This is a genomic window from Streptomyces sp. NPDC008163 (genome assembly GCF_042956885.1).
GTDB lineage: Bacteria > Actinomycetota > Actinomycetes > Streptomycetales > Streptomycetaceae > Streptomyces > Streptomyces drozdowiczii_A.
In genome coordinates this window covers 33,262-53,597 of sequence record NZ_JBIBHG010000019.1, presented here as the reverse complement: position 1 = coordinate 53,597, position 20,336 = coordinate 33,262, and the positions used below count along the sequence as shown (strand labels likewise).

At 71.7% G+C, this 20,336-nt stretch carries 14 protein-coding genes; 8 read left to right on the top strand and 6 right to left on the bottom strand.

The genetic code is table 11. The features are described from left to right. Window positions 1-63: 63 nt before the first annotated feature. From ACFZAT_RS31815 to ACFZAT_RS31790, 6 genes are all read right to left on the bottom strand, one after another. On the bottom strand, window positions 64-474 hold the full coding sequence (locus ACFZAT_RS31815; RefSeq protein ID WP_391269124.1) for an ATP-binding protein: 411 nt from the start codon (window positions 472-474) through the stop codon (window positions 64-66). Between the two features lie 66 nt (window positions 475-540). Continuing rightward, window positions 541-1,767, bottom strand: coding sequence for a hypothetical protein (locus tag ACFZAT_RS31810; RefSeq protein ID WP_391269122.1), 1,227 nt, complete (start codon window positions 1,765-1,767; stop codon window positions 541-543). 41 nt (window positions 1,768-1,808) lie between these two features. After that, the gene (locus ACFZAT_RS31805) at window positions 1,809-4,874 is read right to left on the bottom strand and encodes a glycoside hydrolase family 38 C-terminal domain-containing protein (RefSeq protein ID WP_391269120.1); all 3,066 of its coding nucleotides are present in this window, start codon (window positions 4,872-4,874) and stop codon (window positions 1,809-1,811) included. A 69-nt stretch (window positions 4,875-4,943) separates the two neighbouring features. Further along, window positions 4,944-5,960 carry a substrate-binding domain-containing protein gene (locus tag ACFZAT_RS31800; protein ID WP_391269118.1) on the bottom strand — a complete coding sequence of 339 codons (1,017 nt, stop codon included), beginning with the start codon at window positions 5,958-5,960 and terminating at the stop codon, window positions 4,944-4,946. 55 nt (window positions 5,961-6,015) lie between these two features. Further along, the gene (locus ACFZAT_RS31795; protein WP_391269116.1) at window positions 6,016-6,942 is read right to left on the bottom strand and encodes an ROK family protein; all 927 of its coding nucleotides are present in this window, start codon (window positions 6,940-6,942) and stop codon (window positions 6,016-6,018) included. After that, the gene (locus ACFZAT_RS31790) at window positions 6,939-8,651 is read right to left on the bottom strand and encodes a class I mannose-6-phosphate isomerase (protein ID WP_391269115.1); all 1,713 of its coding nucleotides are present in this window, start codon (window positions 8,649-8,651) and stop codon (window positions 6,939-6,941) included. Before ACFZAT_RS31790 ends, ACFZAT_RS31795 begins: the two co-directional genes overlap by 4 nt. A gap of 272 nt (window positions 8,652-8,923) precedes the next feature. On the opposite strand from ACFZAT_RS31790, the gene ACFZAT_RS31785 reads away from it, so the two are divergent. The 8 genes from ACFZAT_RS31785 to ACFZAT_RS31750 all read left to right on the top strand — a co-directional run bounded on the left by ACFZAT_RS31785 (window position 8,924) and on the right by ACFZAT_RS31750 (window position 20,328). Continuing rightward, window positions 8,924-10,240 carry an extracellular solute-binding protein gene (locus ACFZAT_RS31785; protein WP_391269113.1) on the top strand — a complete coding sequence of 439 codons (1,317 nt, stop codon included), beginning with the start codon at window positions 8,924-8,926 and terminating at the stop codon, window positions 10,238-10,240. After that, on the top strand, window positions 10,237-11,178 hold the full coding sequence (locus ACFZAT_RS31780) for an ABC transporter permease subunit (RefSeq protein ID WP_391269111.1): 942 nt from the start codon (window positions 10,237-10,239) through the stop codon (window positions 11,176-11,178). Before ACFZAT_RS31785 ends, ACFZAT_RS31780 begins: the two co-directional genes overlap by 4 nt. A gap of 2 nt (window positions 11,179-11,180) precedes the next feature. Next, window positions 11,181-12,011 (top strand): ABC transporter permease subunit, encoded by an 831-nt coding sequence (locus ACFZAT_RS31775; protein WP_391269109.1) that lies wholly within the window; start codon window positions 11,181-11,183, stop codon window positions 12,009-12,011. A 67-nt stretch (window positions 12,012-12,078) separates the two neighbouring features. Next, complete coding sequence (locus ACFZAT_RS31770) at window positions 12,079-13,257, top strand: glycoside hydrolase family 76 protein (protein WP_391269107.1); 1,179 nt, start codon at window positions 12,079-12,081, stop codon at window positions 13,255-13,257. 66 nt (window positions 13,258-13,323) lie between these two features. After that, window positions 13,324-16,413, top strand: a complete 3,090-nt coding sequence (locus tag ACFZAT_RS31765) for an alpha-mannosidase (protein ID WP_391269105.1) — start codon at window positions 13,324-13,326, stop codon at window positions 16,411-16,413. A 155-nt stretch (window positions 16,414-16,568) separates the two neighbouring features. Next, window positions 16,569-17,402, top strand: a complete 834-nt coding sequence (locus ACFZAT_RS31760) for an IclR family transcriptional regulator C-terminal domain-containing protein (protein WP_391269102.1) — start codon at window positions 16,569-16,571, stop codon at window positions 17,400-17,402. Window positions 17,403-17,541: 139 nt separating this feature from the next. After that, the gene (locus tag ACFZAT_RS31755) at window positions 17,542-19,206 is read left to right on the top strand and encodes an OPT/YSL family transporter (RefSeq protein ID WP_391269100.1); all 1,665 of its coding nucleotides are present in this window, start codon (window positions 17,542-17,544) and stop codon (window positions 19,204-19,206) included. 54 nt (window positions 19,207-19,260) lie between these two features. Next, complete coding sequence (locus tag ACFZAT_RS31750; protein ID WP_391269097.1) at window positions 19,261-20,328, top strand: hypothetical protein; 1,068 nt, start codon at window positions 19,261-19,263, stop codon at window positions 20,326-20,328. Window positions 20,329-20,336 lie beyond the last annotated feature (8 nt).

The following is a 20,336-nucleotide window of genomic DNA, read 5'->3' as shown; positions in this document are numbered from 1 at the left end:
TCATTGTGGCGCCGACGGCAAGGGCTTCGCGTGGGGCCCCGGGGACGGGCTCGGCGCGCGGTGTCATCCGCCGGGGCGGGGCGGGCGGAAGCAGGCGATCACCATCTTGCCGTCGTTGCAGGGGTGGGCCTCCCAGTCGTCCGCCAGGGCGTCGACCAGAAACATGCCGCGGCCGCTCGGCCGCTCGGTGCTCGGCGGCCGCGGTGTGGGCAGCGTCGGCGAGGAGTCGTGGACGGCGACGTGCAGGCAGCTCTCGTCCCAGGTCATCACCAGCTGTGCGCTGCTGCCCGCGTGGATGTGGGCGTTGGTGACCAGCTCCGAGACGGTCAGCAGCACGTCGTCGACCACGTCCGCGGCGTCGTGCGCCCACGGCAGCGTCTCCAGGTGGCCGCGTGCCCATTCCCGCGCGGCCTTGACCTCGCTGTGCAGGGGCAACGACCGCGCCCAGCCCACCGCGCGCAGTGATTCCCCCATGATGTTCCCTCCGTAGGTTCGGCTCCCTCGGTTTCGCGTCTACCCCGGGCGGGGGCGCTGACGCGGTCAGACCGGCAGCAGACCCGGGAACTGGCCGTGACCCATGTCCGGTGCGGTGACCGCCAGCCAGCCGTGGCCGCGTACGACCGTGTCGAGGACCCCCACCAGGTCGGGGTCGACCGACAGGTCGCCGCACACGTCGCGGACGCCGCCCGTGATGTCGTCGTCCTCGTCGTCCTCGTCCCAGCCGCCCTCCGCCGCGTACTGCCGGACGATCAGGCCGTCCTCGGCGGCGAACCAGATGTCCGCGCCGCCGGCGTCGTCCACGTAGAAGAGCTGGGCCTTGCCGCACGCGGCGCTGACCCGCTCCACCGTCTCGACCATGTCGTTCCAGTCGTCGTACCCGACGAGCTGGGGGAACTGGCCGAACACCAGTCGCCAGCCGTCGAGTTCGGGCGTGACGAAGGCCCGGCTGGTGCCGCGGGAGGGGTCGTCCGGGCTCGGGTTCGGTATCTCCTCGCACATCGCGGCGGCCACACCCGTCGGGACCGGCACCGGGCGCGGATCGTGCAGGCCCAGCGCTTCGAAGACGCCCTCGTACGTGTCCCCGGGCACTGCCAGCCACCAGGCGCTGAGCTGCGTGTCCGGCACCGCGCGGACGCCGCCCGGGAGCTTCACCCGTACCAGCCGCTCCACCAGCATCCGGTCGCGTGCGTCGAGCGCGTCCAGCCCGCCGCCCTCGATCAGGAGGCCGAGCGCGCCGCGCCGTTCCGGCCGGGAGGAAGCCGGGTCCTGGCACAGGTCCCGCAGGCGCGGCGCGTAGGCGTCCCACATGGCGTGGAGGTACTTGCCGGGCTCGCCGTAGAAGTCGCCGCCCCGGGCGGCCTTCTCCACCAGGGCCCGCAATCCGGCCTCGGAGTCCACGCGCAGCCTGAGCAATCCCTCGTAGCCGACGTTCGACAGCCAGCGGTCGGGGTCGAGAGCCAGTGCCGCGTACCGACCGGCACAACGCTCGTCGAAGACACGCAGCAGCCGGGCCCTGAGCCATCCGTCCAGCTGCCCGGCGCTCGCCGCCGCGAGGACGGCGTCGAAGGCCGGCGCACCGATCCGGCTCAGCACCTCGCCGTACGCCTCGAGGCGCTGGGGCGACTGGTCGGCGCACACCGCTTCCAGCAACCTCGGCAGCGCGTTCTCACCGTGGGCCGCCAGCCGCTCCACCGCCGCGGTCACGCGTGCCGAGTCGCCGCTGGTCAGGTCCTCGATGAGCTCTTCGATCCCGGGTTCGATTTCCATGGGGGGATCCTAACGATCTCGTGCGGGGCCGGCGGCAGCCGTCAGGCAGCCGGAGTCAGACAAAGGGTCAGGATCTGGAACGGGCGCAAGTCCACGTGGACGTCCTGTCCGTGGACGGCCGGTGCGGGCTCATCCGTCAGTTCCCGTTCCAGCAGATCCGTGATCCGCGCGCCGGCCGGCGGGAATCCGGCCCTGAGCGTCGCCCGCGCGCGGCCGCCCGCGGATTCGTAGAGGCGGACGATCACGCGGCCCGAGCGGTCGTCGGCGAGTTTGACCGTCTCGATGACGACGTCGCCCGTGGTTTCGTCCGTCGTCCGGACGAGGGGTTCGACGGGCGCTCCCCCGGGCACGACGCGCTCGGGAAGGTTGAAGCGGTAGCCCTCACGGACCGCGTCCCGCAGCGCGGCACCGATGACCAGTCCGTAGCGCAGGCGGTGTTCGCCGCGATCGCAGTCGGGGTCCGGGAAGAGCGGGGCGCGCAGGAGCGAGAGGCGTACGGTCGTGGTGGTTCCGCCGTCGGGGCGGACGTCCCTCGTGACGTCGTGGCCGTAGCTGGAGTCGTTCACGAGGGCCGCGCCCCAGCCTGGTTCCTCGACGTGCAGATAGCGGTGGGCGCAGACCTCGAAGCGGGCGCTGTCCCACGAGGTGTTGGTGTGGGTGGGACGCCGGACGTGGCCGAAGGGGATCTCCGCGCTGGACTCCGCGGCCCTGATGTCGAGCGGGAAGGCCGCCTTCAGGATCTTCTCGCACTCCTGCCAGTCGATGTCGGACTCGACGTCCAGGCGGCGGCCGCTCTCCTGCAGACGGAGCACCTGGGTGATGCGGGAGTCATTGAAGCTTCGTACCACCCGGATGCCTCCGGGTACGGCGACGACCTCGTCCGCCTCGGTCAGGTCCCGCACGGTGTTGCGGTAGAAGGCGTCGACGTCCCAGGCATCCCACTGGTTCGGGAAGTCCTGGTGCAGTTGGAGGAGGTTTCCGACCGTGCCGGGAGCGAGCGCTTCGCGTCCGGCGGTCAGGTCGTACGCGGAGGTGATCAGGCCGCGGGTGTCCACCGTGACGCGGACGAGGCCGTTGTCCAGGACGAATCCGCCGTCCTGGACAGGGCGGGGCTCGACCGGCCGGGCGGTTCGCGCGCGGGGGGACGCGCCGAGCGCGGGAATGCCGTCGCGGGTGTGCGGTGCGGCGTTGAACACGGTTTCGCGGGCCGTCCCCTCAGCGCCGGAGGCCGCGAGGGCGCGTTGCGCGGAGTCGATGACCTCGCCGAGCTCCCGGGCGGTCTCGGCGTAGACCGCCTCGGCCTCCCGGTGCACCCAGGCGATCGAGGTGCCGGGCAGGATGTCGTGGAACTGGTGGAGCAACACGGTCTTCCACAGCCGGTCGAGCCGTTCGTACGGGTAGGGCAGGCCGGTTCGCAGTGCCGCTGTCGCAGACCACAACTCGGCTTCCCTGAGCAGGTGTTCGCTGCGCCGGTTGCCCTGCTTGGTGGCGAGCTGGCTGGTGAGTGTGCCGCGGTGCAGCTCCAGATACAGCTCGCCCGACCACACGGGTGCGTCCGTGTACTCCGCCCGCGCCTTGGTGAAGAACTCCCCTGGGCTCTCCATCTCGACGCGGGCCGAGCCCTCCAGATCCTCCAGCCTGCGGGCCCGGGCCAGCATCTCGCGGGTGGGGCCACCGCCTCCGTCCCCGTACCCGAAAGGGACGAGTGAGCGGTTGGCGGCGCCCTTGTCCCGGAAGTTGCGCTCGGTGTGTCCGATGTCGGCGCCCGAGAGGTCTCCGTTGTAGGAGTCGACGGGCGGGAAGTGGCTGAAGATGCGGGTTCCGTCGATGCCCTCCCACCAGAAGGTGTGGTGCGGGAAGGGGTTCGTGGCGTTCCAGGAGATCTTCTGGGTGAGGAACCACTTGACGCCGGCCAGCTTCATGATCTGGGGCAGGGCGGCGTTGTACCCGAAGGTGTCGGGCAGCCACATGTCCTCGGTTTCGATCCCGAATTCCTCCAGGTAGAAGCGCTTGCCGTGGACGAACTGGCGTACCAGTGACTCGCCCCCGGAGAGGTTGGTGTCGGGTTCGATCCAGAGGCTGCCCGTGGGGATGAACTGCCCGGTGCGCACCTTCTCCACCACACGTGCGAACACCTCGGGCCGCTGCTCCTTGAGCCAGGCGAGCTGCTGGGCCTGGGACATGACGAAGCGGAACCCGGGGTGGTCGTCCATCAGTGCGGTGACGTTGGAGACGGTCCTGGCCGCCTTGCGGACGGTCTCCCGTACGGGCCAGAGCCACGCGGTGTCGATGTGCGCGTGGCCGACGGCGGAGACGCGGTGCGCCCCCGCGTGCGCGGGTGCGGCGAGCGCCGGGGCGAGTACCTCACGTGCGCGTGCGGCCGTTCCCGCGATGTCCTGGAGATCGATCGCGTCCAGTGCCCGGTCCACGGCGTGCGTCAACTGCCAGCGCCTGGTGGAGTCCTCGGGAAGCTGGTCCATCAGCCCGGAGAGGACGTCCAGGTCCTGTACGAGTTCCCAGACCGTGGGTTCGAAGACGGCGAGGTCCATCCGGTTCAGGCGGTAGAGCGGTGTGTCCGGTGCGGTGTCGCCGCTCAGCCACGAGGGGACTCCGCCGGCCCGGGTGGGGACGAAGGGGTCACCCGCGCTTCCCGAATCGAAGATCACCGGGTTGGCCGCCGCCTCGATGTAACGAACGAACTTCTCTCCGCCTTCCGCGCGTTCGGTGACGGGCAGCCACGCGTTGCGGGGATTGAGTGCCTTGACCGGGCTTCCGTCGGGGCGGTACACGAGCCCTTCGGCGGAGAAACCCGGCTGGGTGGCCCCGAAACCGAGGTCGAGGACCGCTTCGACGCGCCGCCCGGCCCATCCGGCGGGAACGGTGCCGCTGATCCGGAACCAGGTGGTCGTCCACGCCGGGCCCCACGGTGTGCCCGTGCGGACCGGTTCGTACGGTGCGCGGATCCCTTCGGACACGGGTGCGGGTTCGCCGGGGACCTCCCACAGGGCGATGTCGAGGGGAAGGCTCTCGCCGTATACGGCGGGCCTCAGGCGCAGGTCGAGGACGCGGGCGAGCCGGCGTTCGGTGACGGTTCGGTCGTGGTGCATGGGTGCTCCGGAGGGGAAGGCGGGGCAGGAGGGCAGACCGGTGCCGTGGAGGTGGCGGCGGAGTCCGGTTCAGCGTGTCCCGTAGCGGATGACGCGGGTGGGTACGACGGTCCTGCGGGCCGGGATCGGTTCTGCGGACGAGCCGTTGATGCGGTCGATGAGCATCTGTCCGGCTCGGCGGCCGATCTCGTCCGCGTCGTACGAGACGATCGTCAGGGGCAGGCCGAGGACGTCGGCCAGGTCGAAGTCGTCGAAGCCGGCGAGGGCGACCGGGCGGCCGAGGCCGTGCACGGCGCGGATGGCGCCCTGCGTCAGCCGGTTGTTGGTGCAGAAGAGAGCCGTCGGCGCGTCGGAGGCGTCGAGGAGCGCGCGTGCGGCTGCCTCGGCGGTGGGTACGTCGGTGAGGCCGCGCCGTACGTGGGTCTCGGCGGGTTCGATCCCGGCCGTTTCGTGGGCCGCCCAGTAGCCGCGGAACCGTTCCGCTCCGGTGTACAGGGCGGGCGGGTTGCCCAGGAAGCCGATGCGGCGGTGGCCGTCCGCGATCAGCTGCCCCACGGCCTGCTCGGCACCGCCGAAATCGTCGACCAGGACACAGTCGGCGTCCATGCCGGCCGGAGGCCGGGAGGCCAGGACGATCGGCATTCCGCGCAGCGCCGCGGGAGCGAGGTGGCGGTGGCTGCTTCCGGCCGGGACGACGATCATCCCGTCGACCTGACGGGCAGTCAGGTCCGCCACGAGGCCGCGCTCCTTGTCGACCTGCTCGGCGGTGTTGCTGAGCAGGACCCGCAGGCCGTGTTCGGAGGCCACCTCCTGCACGCCCAGGGCCAGGCGGGAGTAGAAGGGGTTGGCGAGGTTGGTGACGACCAGTCCGATCATCCCGCTGCCGCCCAGGCGCAGGCTGCGGGCCGTCTCGTTGCGCCGGTAGCCCAGCGCTTCGACGGCGGCCAGCACACGTTCCCGGGTGGTGCCGCTGACCCGGGCGTCGTCCTTGAGCACGCGGGAGACGGTCATGGCACTGACACCGGCGCTCGCGGCCACGTCGCGCATCGTGGGGGCGCCGTTGTCGCCCGCGCGGTGCTGTGCCATGTGCGGTTCTCCTGCGGATCGGTGGACGGGCCCGTGGGTCGGTGACGCGGTCATTCTAGGTCCGTGCCCGGGATGCGACGGCGGCCTCGCGCAGGGTCCAGTGCGCGGCGCCGATGAGGGGCGCGTCGGCCGGGCGCCGTGCCGTGAGGGCCGGGGGCGCGGCGGCCGGCGCGCTTGCTGCGATGCCTTCGCGCACCGCGGGCCCGAGCAGGTCCCAGGATCCGGCCATCGATCCGCCGACGACCATCAGGTCCGGCCGGAACCGCTCGCACCAGGGCGCGAGGGCCCGTCCGAGGGCGCCGAAGCAGTGCCGGATCGTGTGCCGGGCGGCCCCGTCGCCCGCCCGGGCCGCGTCGGCGATCTCGTGGACGTCGGGAAGGGGTCCGTCTCCGGACAGGGCCGCGGCGGTGGCGTAGAACCTGCGGATGGCCCGGCGGGAGACCACCTCCTCCAGCGGGAGCCCGTCGACGGTGAGCCGGTGGGCGCGGCCGCCGGGCGGTACGTCGGGTCCGTCGGTCACGGGCCGCCCGCCGTCCAGGAACGAGGAGCCGACACCGGTTCCGAGCGTGACGCACAGGACCCGGCGACGCCCCACCGCCGCGCCCGCCCGGTACTCGCCCAGGGCGAAGGCGTCCGCGTCGTTGACGAAACTGATGCGGCGGGGGGCTCCGGGGAGCCGGAGGAGCAGTTCCGCTCCGACGTCGACGCCGTGCAGCGACTCGAACTTGCCGATGCCGCGGAAACGGCCGACCCCGGTCTCGTAGTCGAACGGGCCGGGTATCGCGACGCCCCAGTGGGCGCCCGCCGGGGGCTCTGCCCGGGCTCCGACGGCGGCGATGGCGTCGAGGAGTTCGTCGGCGGGCGCGTCGGCGGGGACCGGCTCCCGGACCATGGACAGGGGCGCCGGCCGCGTGGACGTGGTGTCGATGACGGCGGCCGTCACGTGGGTGCCGCCGATCTCCAGTACGGGGACGTGGCTCATGCCGGGGCCACCAGGGACTTCACCACGTGCACCGGTTCGCTTCCGACGGGGTGCAGCCGGTAGCCGCCCACGCCCGCCGGGATAGTGAGGGTTTCGGCGAAGGCCAGGTGGTGCCGGTCCCCCCGGCCGGTCTCCACGACGACGCCCCCGCCCGAGGAGACGTTGAGGATGTGGAAGCGGCCGTCGGTGTCGTCCTCGGCGGGCCCGGGCCCCTCGATCACGAAGCGGTGCACCGCGTAGAACATCTCGGGCAGCGCCCCGATCAGTTCCTCGCGCCAGCCCTGGCCTTCTCGCAGGGTCCTCGGCTCCTGCACCAGTTCCTTGAGGACATCGTCGCCGCGGCGCGCGGTGTCGAGGTTGGCGAAGGCGTGGGCGGAGGAGAGGGGCCTCGGCGCACCGGATACGCCCTTGCGCTGCCAGTCGTAGAAGCGCAGGGAGTAGAGGTAGGGGGTGGCACTGATCTCCAGGACCAGATTGCCCTCGCCGGAGGCGTGCGGGGTGCCGGCCGGGATCATGTAGAGCTGCCCGCTCTCCGACGGGTGCGTCATCACGTGGTCCTCGACGCGCAGCGGGGTTCCCTCGGCCGCGGCCGCCTCGACCTCCTCGCGCATGGCTGTCACGTCCGTACTGTCCCGCAGTCCGAGGTAGACCTGGGCGCCGGGGTCGCACGCGGTGACGTAGTAGGTCTCGTGCTGGGTGTAGGGCCACCCGAAGGTCTCCCGCATGTACCGCTCCCGGGGGTGCAGGTGCAGGGAGAGGTTGCCGCCGCCCACGGTGTCGAGGTAGTCGAAGCGGATCGGGAAGGACGTGCCGAAGCGGCGGTGGACGTCCGGGCCGAGGAACGTCTCGGGGTGGAGTTCGCACAGCAGCTGGAAGGGCAGTTCCACCTGGGCCGTCTCGTCCTGGCCGACGAGGACTCCGGCCTCGGGGGCGATCAGCTCGTAGCCGAGGGCCGTGTTGCCGTGGCGGGGTTCGAAGCCGAGCTCCCGGGCGGCCCACCGGCCGCCCCACGGAGTGGAGTTGAAGAAGGGCCGGCTGCGGACGGGGCCCGAGGCCAGGGCGGCCAGGGTGGCCCGTACCGCCGCGCCGTCCAGTGAGGCCGGGCCGTGTTCGCCCTGGAGGTCGATCCAGCGGTCGATGCGGGGGGCCAGGCGGTCGCGGTGGCGGTCGCCGACGGGCCAGTCGGTGTAGAAGAGGCTGCGCAGCTCGCCAGGGGTGCCGGGGCGGCCCAGGTTGACGCCGAGCGGCAGTTCGGCGCGGGTGACGGCCTCCTCCGCGTACCGCTTGGGCAGGTCGGCCCACCACAGCAGGTCGGGCTCGCCGAGCGCGGCGCCGGGGCCGAATACGAGCAGGACGCCGTCGGCCGGACGCGGCTGGACGGGAGGCGTGTCGAACAGGTCGTCCATGGAGAACCCGGCGATCGGCAGGAAGAACGGGTCGGCGTCCGCGTCGGGCACGCAGAGCCGCTGGACCGCGTCGGCCGACCAGAGGGCGCGCACATCACACAGCGCCACCTGGGTACCCCGTGCGCGCAGGGCGGCGGCGAGGGCGCCCGCCGCCGCCTCCCAGTCGAGGGCGGCGGGGCCGTCCAGGGCCAGGACGACGGGTGCCGTGGGCACGTCCGCGACGGCGGCGGCCCAGCCGGTGACGACGGCGCCGCCGGTGACGGCGTACCGGGGGTTGCGTTCATAGGGACGGGGCTGGTGCACAGAAGCTCCTGAAGAAGGGACCGGCAAGCATCGGCATGGTATCGATAACACCCCTGGTCGGACAAGGCGGCTATCGAATCGGTTCACAAAACCGGCCCCTGACAGGACTTTCCTGGTTCAGCCAAGAGAACCCCTTGTTTCAGCCACATGGTGTCGTTAACATCCTCGCAACCCGGAGCGCGACGGCGCACGCCGTACGCGCTTCCGGTGGCCTCCCCACCGCATACCGGAGCCCAGGCGTTCCCCGCCGGGGTCCAGAGGGAAGTGAGCCCATGAGATCCACCGGCGAGACGACGGCGCAGTCGTCTCACCCGCTCCGCCGGCGCACCGTGCTGGCCGGCCTCGGGGCCGGCGCGGCCGCCGCACTGGCCGGCGGCTGCGCGCGGGGCGACAGCACCGCCGCGAAACCGGGGACGACATCCCTGGCCAACGACAACGCGACCTGGGACGACGGTTACGTGGCCGCCGGACGCGAGCTGAAGAAGCTCACCGGCTACGCGCTGCGGCCGCTGTCGAACCCGAATCCGACCGCGTACACCCAGGTCACACAGATCTCGCTGCAGACGACCAAGGCGACCGATCTGATCAAGTGGCAGGCGGGCTACAACCTCAAACAGCTCGCCCGCACGGGCAGCCTCAGTGACCTGACGCGGCTGTGGGACGCGTACGAGCGCAAGGGCTGGGTGACGAAGTCCCTGCGCGACTCGATGTCCTACCGGGGCGCGGTGTACGGGATGCCCCTCTACCAGTCGTACTACGTGCTCTTCTACAACACGCACGTCTTCGACAAGCACGGTCTGCGGGCGCCGGAGTCCTGGGACGAGCTGCTGCACACCGCGGAGGTGCTCAAGAAGTCCGGTGTCGTTCCCTTCGTGGCCACGCAGAGCGGCAACTGGCCCGCCTACGAGTGGTTCGAGGAGCTGGTCAGCAAGGTCGACCCGGTGTTCTACGCGGATCTCATCGCGGGCCGGGCCCGGTACACCGATCCGCAGGCGCACAAGGCCATGCAGATCTGGCAGGACTTCATGAAGAAGGGCTGGATGACCCCGGCCGACTTCGACCAGAACAACGGCCCGGCCGCGCTGAAGACGGGCAAGGTCGGCATGTTCCTGCACGGTTCCTGGCAGTCGCAGGGACTGGCGGCGGCGGGCATGAAGCCGGGTGAGGACTTCGACGCCTTCGTCCTGCCTCCCGTGGACGCCGCCACCCGGCGCTCCGTGATCACCGAGGCGGGTGTGCTCGCCGTCCCGGAGAAGGCCGTCTCGCACGACGCCGCGATGGCCAACGCCGGTCACTGGCTGCACCCCTCGGTCCAGCGGGTGTGGACCGACTTCCTCCAGGACGGCTCGGCCAACCCGAAGGCGGTCACCTCCAACCCGGTGCTCGCCCGGCTCAGGAAGCGGGCGCGGGACGAGCACTGGACCGAACTGCCCCGCTACGGCCAGTCCGGACCGCCCAATCTCATGCAGGGGAACACCGATGACCTGGGAGCCTTCATGACGCACGCCATGTCGCCCGAGGCGACGCTGCGCAGCATGGCGGGCCGCGCCACCAAGGAGTGGGCCGCGTGGAACAAGGACGAGTCATGACATCCACCCTCGACGCGCGCCGCACCCGGGCCGGGGCCTCCCCCGCCCCGCCCGCTCCCCCGGCCCGTACGCCCTCGCGGGGGCTCAGGGACCGGATCGCCTCGGCGGGCTTCCTCGCCCCGGCCGTCCTGCTCGTCGGCGGCCTGCTCCTCACGCCGTTCGTGATCACGCTGTACCGCGGATTCTTCAGCGACGGCCGGGTCTCCGGCTTCACCTGGTTCACCAACTACGGGCTGTTCCTCAGCGACCCGGTCCTCGCGAAGTCCGTGGAGAACACCCTGATGTGGGTGGTCGGCACGGTGGCCCTCCCGCTGGTCCTGGGGCTCGGCATCGCGGTGATGACGAACGGCTCCGGGTGGTCCCGTATCGCCCGGCTGCTGGTGGTCCTGCCGTACGCGATCTCCGGCTCGGCCGTGGCCGTCGTCTGGAACTTCCTCCTGACCACGGACGGGGCGGCCAACCAGGCGCTCGACGCGCTGGGACTGGGGTCGTTCGCCCAGGGCTGGCTGCTGGAGTGGCCGGGGAACACCCTCGTCATGATCGTCGCCAACACCTGGCAGGCCACCGGGGTGGCCGTGATCCTCTTCCTGGTCGGTCTGCAGACCATCCCTCCGGAGACCCTGGAGGCCGCGTCGCTCGACGGTGCCGACGGGCTGCGGAAGTTCTGGTACGTGGTCCTGCCGCAGCTGCGGACCGTGTCCGTGATCGTCGTCGGCAGCAGTCTGGTGAACGGGCTGAAGTCGTTCGACCTGATCTGGGTCCTCACCCAGGGCGGCCCGGGCCGCAGCTCCGAGACGCTCGCCGTCTCGATGTACCAGGAGACCTTCCTCGCGCTGCGTCCCGGCGCCGGAGCGGCCGTCGCCGTCGTCCTCACCGTCATCGTGCTGCTGGCCTCCTGGCTGTATCTGCGGCGCCAGCTCACTCCGAAAGGCGCCTGAGCATGTCCCTACGCCGCGTCTCCGCCGGCACCGCCGTCCGCAACACGGTCCTGGTGCTCGTCTCGCTCCTCTGGGCCGTACCGACCTGGCTGCTGCTGGTCAACGCGCTGGTGCCGGCCGCCGAATACGGCGGCGCGCCGCACTGGCTGCCGCACGGGGGGTTCGGTCTGTTCGACAACATGTCCGAGGCGTGGTCCCGGGCCAGGCTCGGTCCCGCGATGGGCAACAGCCTGCTGTACGCGGTGACCAGCTCGGCCGCGGCCATCGTGGTGGCCACGACCGCCGCGTTCGCCACGGTGATCATGCCGGTCAGGCGCAAGGCCCTGTGGTTCTGGCTGATCTACTCGGGCACGCTGCTGCCCCTCCAGGTCTTCCTGCGGCCGCTCTTCCTCGCGTACGCCAACACCGGCCTCTACGACGCGCAGTTCGGGCTGTTCCTCATCTACGCGGCGGTGGCGATCCCGTTCGCGTACTTCATCATGCGCAACTTCGCGCAGACGCTGCCCTCGGAGGTGGTCGAGGCGGCGCGCCTCGACGGCGCCTCCTGGTGGCGGGTGTTCTGGCAGATCCACGTACCGCTGTCCCGGTCCGCGATGATCGCCGCGTTCGTCTTCCAGTTCGTCGCCGTCTGGAACGACCTGCTGTTCGGCATCACCCTGTCCACGAGCCGCAACATCCGCCCGGTGATGGCCGCGCTCGCCGAACTCCAGGGCAACTACTCCAACGTGGGGCCCCCGGTCGTTCTGGGCGGAGCCCTGCTGGTCTCGCTGCCGACCGTCGTCCTCTTCTTCGCGGCGCAGCGGTTCTTCGTCAGCAGCCTCAAGCTCGGCTGAGCCCCGCCGCACCCCCGATCAGACACCCCGCACCGACGCCCCGAGCCGATTCCCGAAAGGCATCCCGGTGAAACTCTCCGCCCGCACCGCTCTCGCCCTGGCCGCAGCACCCCTGCTCTGCACGGCGCTCGGCTCTTCCCCCGCCCTCGCGGCGTCGCATCCGACGGCCGGTCCCTGGAAGAACCGTGCCGTGCGGACGTACGACGCGCTGCAGCGCCATCTGTACCAGGGCCCGGAGGACCACGGCCTCTACCGGGAAGCGACCCCGCCCCGCAGCGCCGACAACGCCCATTCCTATCTGTGGCCGATGCGGGAGGCGGCGGCCGCGACGGTCGACATGGCCGGCCTTCCCGGGTCCGGCGGGCGCTACACGGCGGACGCGGCGGAACGCTTCACGACCCTGGAGCTGTACTTCGAGCCGCGCGACGGCAGGCCCGGCTACGACTCGTACCTCCCGGCACCGCTCGGGCAGGGGGGTGACGTCTTCTACGACGACAACTCCGTGGTCGGGCTGACGCTGCTGGACCAGTACGAGGCCACCGGCGACGCCGCCTACCTGCACCGGGCCGAGCTGACCTTCGACATCGTCAGCCGCGGCTGGGACGACGACCCGGCCAAGGAGTGCCCCGGCGGGATGCGCTGGGTCGACTCCCCGGCCAACGACATGCGCGCCGCCAACGTCACGGGCCTGGCGGCGGAACTGGCCGCCCGGCTCCACCAGGAGACGCACCGGAGCCGCTACCTGACGAGCGCGCGGCGGTGGTACGAGTGGAACTGGTCGTGCCTGCGCCAGTCCCCCGGCCTGTACCGCAACAGCCTCGGCGACGACGGCTCCGTCAACTCCACCCTGTGGACGTACAACTCCGGGGCCATGATCGGCACCGCCACCACGCTCTACCGGGCGACCGGGGACCGCACGTATCTCGACCGTGCCGTACAGGACGCCGAGGGCTCGCTCGCGTACTGGAAGGAGGGCGAGCGGCTGCACGACCAGCCGGCGATCTTCAACGCGATCTACTTCGACAACCTCCGGATGCTGGACCGGATCCGCCACGACCCGGCCTACCGGCAGACGGAGAGCGCCTACGCCGAGCGGGTGTGGCAGGAGAACCGCGACCCCGCCGACGGCCTCTTCCGCTTCCAGCCCTCGGGCGGCGGCGACTACGAGCCGACCGCCTCCGCCGAAACCCTGGAGCAGTCCGCGATGGTCCAGATCTTCGCGGGCCTCGCCGACGAGCCCTCCTGACCCCCGTCTCTTCCCGCCCGCCCCACGCACCGAACCGGCACCATGCCAGAGCGGAGAACACTCTCCATGCCCCGCCCCGATCTGTCCCGCCCCTCCTGGTGGGACTCCGACATCGCCCGCGACATCCTGCGCGACCGCGGTGTGAGCGCCACCGGTGTCCTCGGCGGACACCCCGTCCGGCTCTCCTGCGAACCGCTGCTGCGCCACGACGGCAACGGCGGGCTCCTGCAGTCCGTGCGGATCCAGGCCGGCCGCCCTCTCGCCCGGGCCGCGGTCACCACCCTGTCCGGCGCCTCCGTCCGCAGCGAGCTGATACCCGGACCGGCCGGCGAGACCCGGATGCTGGTCCCGGAGGTCGAAGCTCCGCTGCCGGTGCTGGTCGAGCTGCCCGACCTGGCTCCCGGCGAACACGTCGAGGTGCTGCTGACCCCGCAGCGGCACTGGACGCTGCACCTGGTCCAGCACGCCCATCTCGACATCGGCTACACCGACCCTCAGGGCACCGTGTTCGCCGAGGGCCGCAAGTACCTCGACTCCCTGCTCGAACTGTGCCGTACGACGGACGACCGGCCCGACGCGTCGAAGTTCCGCTGGGCCGTCGAAGGGTTCTTCAGCTTCGAGAACTGGTCGGCGAACCGGCCGCCGGAGCAGGTCGCGCAGTTCCTGGAGCGGGTGCGTCAGGGGCGTATCGAGCTGACCGCGATGCCCTTCAACCTGCACACGGAGACGTGCTCGACGGACGAACTGCACGAGTTGCTGCGCCCGGTACGCGAACTGCGCGCCCGGCACGGCATCGACGTCACCACGGCCATGCAGACGGACGTCCCCGGTCAGGTGGTGGGCCTGCCCGACGTGCTCGCCGACAGCGGCATCCGCTATCTCTCGGTCGCCCACAACTGGGCGGGCCGGGCGGTGCCGCACCACACCGGCGGCGGGGCGCTGCCCCGGCTGTTCCGGTGGCGTGCGCCGGGCGGACGCAGTGTGCTGGTCTGGCGTACCGACACCCCGCACGGGCTGGCGTACATGGAGGGGTCGATCCTGGGCTTCGACGAGTCCTACGACCGGGTCGACGACCTGCTGCCGCACTATCTGTCGGCGCTGGCCACCCGGCAGTATCCGCACGAGGGGCGGGGCATCCCCGGATTCCCGGTCCTGGACGAGGAGTTCAAGGGCGATCCGTATCCGTGGGACGTCCTGCACCTGCGGGTCCTGGGCAAGTTCGCGGACAACGGCCCGCCGCGCCGCGTCATCGCGGACACCGTGCGCAGGTGGAACGAGGAATGGGCCTTCCCCGCCCTGCGGACCTCGCGCAACGAGGACTTCTTCCTCGACGCGGAGGCCCGTTACGGGGACCGTCTGGAGACCTTCGAGGGCGACTGGAGCGACTGGTGGGTGGACGGGGTCGGGGCCGGCGCGGTCCCGCTGGCCGCCACCCGGGACGGTCAGGCGGCGCTGGCCGACGCCCAGACGGTCGCCGGGCACGCGGAGATCCTCGGCGCGGCGGGTTCGGGCACCACGGCTTCGGCGCCCGAGGTCTACCGGGCCGCCTCCCTGTTCAACGAGCACACCTGGGGCGGTGGCGATCCCTGGACGCACGGCGACCACGGGCACGCCTCCGGTGAGCGTCAGTGGCACTGGAAGTACGCCCAGGCGCTGCGCGCCCACGACGACGCGAAGACGCTCCTGGACGGCGCTGGTGCGGCGCTCGGCGGCCGGCTCTCCCCGCGCGAGGGAACGCTCGCCGGTTTCTACGTGACCAATACGTGCAGCTGGCCGCGGTCGGAGGCGGTCCGGCTGTTCCTTCCCGAGAGCACGGTCGCGCTGGAGGACCCGGTCCGGGTGCTCGACGCGCGCGACGGCTCGTTGCTGGAGCACACCGAGGAGGCGCAGACCAACGAGCTGCACCGGGCGGCGGGCCGCTTCCTGCTGTTCCGGCTCCCGGAGGTGCCGGGGCATGGCGCGGTACGGGTGGACGTCGTCCCGGGACAGGAGCCGCCGGCCGTCCCGGAGAGCCGTTCCGAGGAGCCGGGCGTCCTGGAGAACGAGTTCCTGCGGGTGCGGGTGGACCTGCGGTCGGCGTGGATCGGCTCGGTGGTCGACAAGCGCACCGGCCGGGAGCTGGTGCGACAGGACGCCACGGTGGGGCTCAACGCCTATGTGTACGACGAGTACGCCACGGCGGGCGGCTTCAACCATCAGTCGAGCAAGACCACAGCGGACGGGTCGATGCATCTTCTCGCCTCCCGCACGGCCGCGCCCCCGGCCGCCCTGGTGGACCGTTTCCGCGACGCCACGGGCGAGACCCTGGTCTACGAGTGCGCCCCGGCCGGCACCGAGCGGCTGCGGGTGCGCGTCCATCTGCCGCACGGGCAGGCCCGGATCGATCTGGAGAACAGGATCGTGAAGCCCGCGACGCTGACCAAGGAGAGCGCGTTCTTCGCGTTCCCCTTCGCGATGCGCCGGCCTGTCGTCCGCATGGAGGCGACCGGCGGCATGACGGGCACCGGGCTGCCGGTCGTGCCGGGGTCCGCTCAGCACATGCGCGCGGTACGACGCTGGGTGAGCTTCGCGGAGGACGAGGTGGTCGCGGCCGTCGCCACGCAGGACGCGCCGCTCGTCCAGGTGGGCGGGATCGCCGTCCCGTACGTGCCCTACCCGCAGTCGCTGGCCCAGGACGAGCCCGGCACGCTCTTCTCCTGGGTGCACAACAACATCTGGGACACCAACTTCCCCTCCGAGCAGGCGTTCGACCATGTGTTCCGCTACAGCGTGTCCTTCGGACAGGCCCCGCACATCAGCGGGCCCGTGCTGGGCATGCGCACCGCGGCCGTGGGCAGCCGCCCGCTGCTCGCCGTCCGCGCTCTGGGCGAGGAGAGCCCGGCCCCGGACGCCGCGTACGCATTGCTGGGCATCGGCGACCGGCGCGTGCGCGTCGTGGGGCTCACCGTGCCGGCCCCGGGCCAGGTGCTCGTCCGGCTCCAGTCCTTCGCCGAGGAACCGGTCGCCTGCCGGATCACCCCGGGCTTCCCCGTCAGGGAGGCCCGCGCGGCCGATTACCTGGGGTGCGCCGGTGACCTCCTGACGCCGGACGACGAGGGCGCCACGACCGTCGACCTGCCCGTGCTGGGCACCCGCGCGGTGCTGCTGCGGCTGTAGCCGGGGGCCCGGGTCTCGGCCGGCGGCCTCGTCCGGACCGCCACCGTGCCGAAGAACGCCCTTGACACCACGCCTCGCTGATCACATAGTTCTCACCGCTCAGCGCAACGACGTTGCGCTGAGCGCACCGGATCAGCGAGGAAAGGGACGAGGCCATGAACGAGGTGAGCGGAGCGTCCGCCGGCGGCACCGGCCACGAGGCCGGCCGGCGCGACGACGCGGACGTCCTGGCTCCGCCCCAGCCCGGCGTGCTTCAGGGAGCGGACCGGGCCCTGCTCGCCCTGCTGTCGTTCACCGAGCGGCGCCCCGAGTGGGGGGTGAGCGAGATGGCGCGCCGGCACGGCTGGGACAAGGCCGTCGCCCAGCGCATCCTCACCACGCTCGCCTCCCGCTCCTTCCTGACCTGCGACACCACCACCCGCCGCTACCGGCTCGGGCCTGCCGTGTCCCGGCTCGCCCGGGCCGGGGAGCACAGCGGTGTGCTGCCGTCGCTGGTCCGGCCCATCCTGGCCGGGCTGCTGCGGGAGACCGGCGAGAGCGTCGTGCTGAACGTGCCGCAGGGCGCCGGATACCGGTGCGCGGCCGCCGTCGACGGCACCGGACCGGTCCGCTACACCGCGATCGTCGGGGCCGTGATGCCCGGCCACGCCGGCGCTTCCGGCCACGCCATCTTCGCCCACTACTCCGAGGCGGAGATCCGCCGCCTGTTCGGAGCCACCCCGCTCCAACGTTTCAACGACCACACCGTCACCGGCCTCGACACCCTCCTGGCCCGGTACGCGGAGGTACGCACCCGGGGGTACAGCGTCAGTCACGGCGAGTACGACGAGGCCGTCGCCGCCGTGGCCGCCCCCGTGTTCCAGGCCGGCAGCATCGCCGCCTCGCTGACCGTCATCGGGCCCGCCCACCGCGTTGCCCGGGCCGTCGACCGCATCACCGAACTCGTTCTGGCCGGAGCCGAGGAGGCCACGGCCGCCTTCGGCTCCTGACCCGCCCGGCCCGGCGGCACTGTCCGGCGGGCCGCATCCGTACGACGTGCGTCGTGCCGGAGTACGCGCGGATCACCGCAGCCTGCCCGAAAAGTCCCTCCCTGTCCCGGGGCAGGGCCCACCCACCAAGGGGTGTTCCGTGTCGCATCACACCTCGCCGTCGGCCACCGCGCCGCCGCCCTCCGACTCCGGCCCCGCCGACGCAACCTCCGGCGCCGGCCACCCCCGCGTGCGCGAACCCGTCGTGTTCGTCGTCCTCGCCGTGCTGTCCGTCGTCGGCGCCGTCATCGGCGCGGACCTCGTCGCCAAGCTCGGGATCTCCGCCAACACCTCGGTCGTCGGCGCGCTGATCGCCATGCTCATCGGCCGCATCCCGCTCGCCGGGCTGCGCTCGATGCGCTCCGTGCAACGGCAGAATCTCGCCCAGAGCGCCATCTCCGCCGCCACCTTCGCCTCCGCCAACGCGCTGCTCACCTCGATCGCGGTGCCGTACGTCTTCGGGCGCGAGGACCTGGTGTGGCCGATGCTGGCCGGTTCCTTCGTGGGCCTGCTCATCGACACCTGGGTGCTCTACCGCTCCTTCGGCTCCCGGCTGCTGCCCGCCGACGCCGCCTGGCCGCCCGGGCAGGCCGCCGCCGAGACGATCAAGGCCGGTGACAAGGGCGGGAAGCGGGCCCTGGTCCTCGGCGCGGGCACGCTCGTGGGGCTCGGCGGAACGCTCTTCAGCCTGCCGCTGTCCGCCGCCGGTGTCGCCTTCCTCGGCAACGTCTGGGCGCTGCTCATGTTCGGTACAGGGCTCGGTCTGCGCGAGTTCGGCCCCGACCTGTTCCACACCGACCTCGGCGCCGGGTACGTTCCGCACGGCGTGATGGTCGGCGCAGGCGTCGTCGCCCTCGGCCAGGCGGTCGTGCTGCTGGTCCGCCGACGCGCGGAGCAGCCCGTTGCGGCGGCGACCCTCGCGGGACACGACGAGACGACCTCGTACACCGTCGACGAGAAGGCACTGCGCCGCGCGCTCGTACGCGGCTACGCCCTGTTCGTCGCCGGGGCCGTGCTGCTCGCCGTCCTCGGTGGGCTGATCGGTGACATGAGTCCGCTGGGGCTGCTCGGCTGGGTGCTGTTCGCCGCGTTCGCCGCACTCGTGCACGAGCTGATCGTCGGGCTCGCCGCGATGCAGTCCGGCTGGTTCCCGTCGTTCGCCGTCACTCTGATCTTCCTGGTCCTGGGGCTGCTGATCGGCATCCCGTCGGTGCCGCTCGCGCTCCTGGTCGGTTACGTGTCGGCCACCGGCCCCGCCTTCGCCGACATGGGCTACGACCTGAAGGCCGGGTGGCTGCTGCGCCGCGAGCACCGGCCCTGGGACCCGTACGAGCGCGAGGGGCGCCGCGAGCAGTTCCGCGCGGCCCTCATCGGCTTCGCCGCGGCGCTCGTCGTGGTGGCGGTCCTGTGGCAGTCGTACTTCAAGCAGGGGCTGATCCCGCCCGTCGCCAAGGTCTACGCCGACACCGTCAAGAACGGCCTGGGCGAGCCGGGAGTGCTGCGCACCCTGCTGCTCTGGGCCATCCCCGGCGCCGCCATCCAGCTGATCGGCGGCACCAGGCGGCAGATGGGCGTCATGCTCGCGACCGGCCTGCTGATCCTCACCCCGAACGCCTGCTGGATGGTCCTCGCCGCGCTCGCCCTGCGTGTCGGCTACCGCAGGTGGCGCGGCCCGGCCGCCGACGAGGAACTGAACCTGGTCGGCGCCGGCCTCATCGCGGGCAGTTCCCTGGGCGACTCCGCCCAGATCATCAAGGCGAGCTGACCCCTCCCCCGAAAACCACCTTCCCTCACCCGCACCACCGCAAGGAGAAGATCCATGGAGATGTTCAGCCGGCTCGAACCCCGGTCCGAGTACCTGAGCTACGAACTCGCCCTCGCCGCTCGCAAGCTCGTCGAGCAGGTCATGCTCGTCAAGCCCGGCGAGCACGTCGTCCTCACCGGCGACACCAGCAGCGACCGCCGGGTCGTGGACGCCACCGCGCAGGCCGTCGCGGCGGCCGGGGCGCACCCCGTGGTCGTCTGGTACGAGACGATGCCCAGCTCCTCCATGGAGCCGCCGCGCCCCGTCGCCGGTGCGATAGCCGACGCCGACGTGTGGATCGAGTTCGCCGTCTCGTACGTGATGCACTCCGACGCGTTCCGCCGTGCGATGGCGAACGGCTGCCGCTACACCAACCTCACCGCGATGGACGTGCACATGCTCGTGGCGACGGTCGGCCGCCCCGACTTCGAGGGTGTCATCAAGCTCGGCAAGGCGCTGGTCCGCCTCCTGGAGCATGCGGACGAGGTGCGCATCACCTCGGCGAACGGCACCGACATCACCGGCCGCAACGGCGACCGCCCGATCAACCTGCGGGGCAAGCCCGCCGAGAATCCCGGCGAGACCGTCATGCTCTCCGGCCAGATCTCCTGGAACCCGCTGGAGGAGACCCAGGACGGCGTGCTCGTCTTCGACGGTGCCCTGTGGCCGCCGGACCAGCTCGGCCTGCTGCGCACCCCGGTCCGCTGCACCGTCGAGAAGGGCGTCGTCACGAAGATCGACGGCGAGGGCCAGGACGCGGAGATCTTCCGCCGCTGGATGGAGTCCTGGGACGACCCGAACATGTTCCGCGTCGCCCACTGGTCCCTGGGCTTCAACCCGGGTGTGCCGGCGCCGACCGGCCGCATCGTCGAGGACGAGCGCGTCTTCGGCTGCGTGGAGCTGGGCATCGGCACCAAGGGCGCCTGGATCGGCGGCGAACCGTGGGTGTCCGCCGCCCACACCGACGGCTCGATCCTCGGCCCGTCGATCTTCCTCGACGGCGAGTGCATCGAGAAGGACGGCGTGTACGTGCACCCCGAGCTGGTCGAGATCTGCCGCGAGCTGGGCGTCGCCGGCTACTGACCGCCGCT

Bases quoted from the DNA above. Each gene is read 5' to 3' on its own strand.
- ACFZAT_RS31795 (WP_391269116.1), bottom strand. From the start codon at position 6,942: ATGAGCCACGTCCCCGTACTGGAGATCGGCGGCACCCACGTGACGGCC.
- ACFZAT_RS31780 (WP_391269111.1), top strand. From the start codon at position 10,237: ATGACATCCACCCTCGACGCGCGCCGCACCCGGGCCGGGGCCTCCCCC.
- ACFZAT_RS31800 (WP_391269118.1), bottom strand. From the start codon at position 5,960: ATGGCACAGCACCGCGCGGGCGACAACGGCGCCCCCACGATGCGCGAC.
- ACFZAT_RS31775 (WP_391269109.1), top strand. From the start codon at position 11,181: ATGTCCCTACGCCGCGTCTCCGCCGGCACCGCCGTCCGCAACACGGTC.
- ACFZAT_RS31765 (WP_391269105.1), top strand. From the start codon at position 13,324: ATGCCCCGCCCCGATCTGTCCCGCCCCTCCTGGTGGGACTCCGACATC.
- ACFZAT_RS31805 (WP_391269120.1), bottom strand. From the start codon at position 4,874: ATGCACCACGACCGAACCGTCACCGAACGCCGGCTCGCCCGCGTCCTC.
- ACFZAT_RS31750 (WP_391269097.1), top strand. From the start codon at position 19,261: ATGGAGATGTTCAGCCGGCTCGAACCCCGGTCCGAGTACCTGAGCTAC.
- ACFZAT_RS31760 (WP_391269102.1), top strand. From the start codon at position 16,569: ATGAACGAGGTGAGCGGAGCGTCCGCCGGCGGCACCGGCCACGAGGCC.
- ACFZAT_RS31810 (WP_391269122.1), bottom strand. From the start codon at position 1,767: ATGGAAATCGAACCCGGGATCGAAGAGCTCATCGAGGACCTGACCAGC.
- ACFZAT_RS31815 (WP_391269124.1), bottom strand. From the start codon at position 474: ATGGGGGAATCACTGCGCGCGGTGGGCTGGGCGCGGTCGTTGCCCCTG.
- ACFZAT_RS31785 (WP_391269113.1), top strand. From the start codon at position 8,924: ATGAGATCCACCGGCGAGACGACGGCGCAGTCGTCTCACCCGCTCCGC.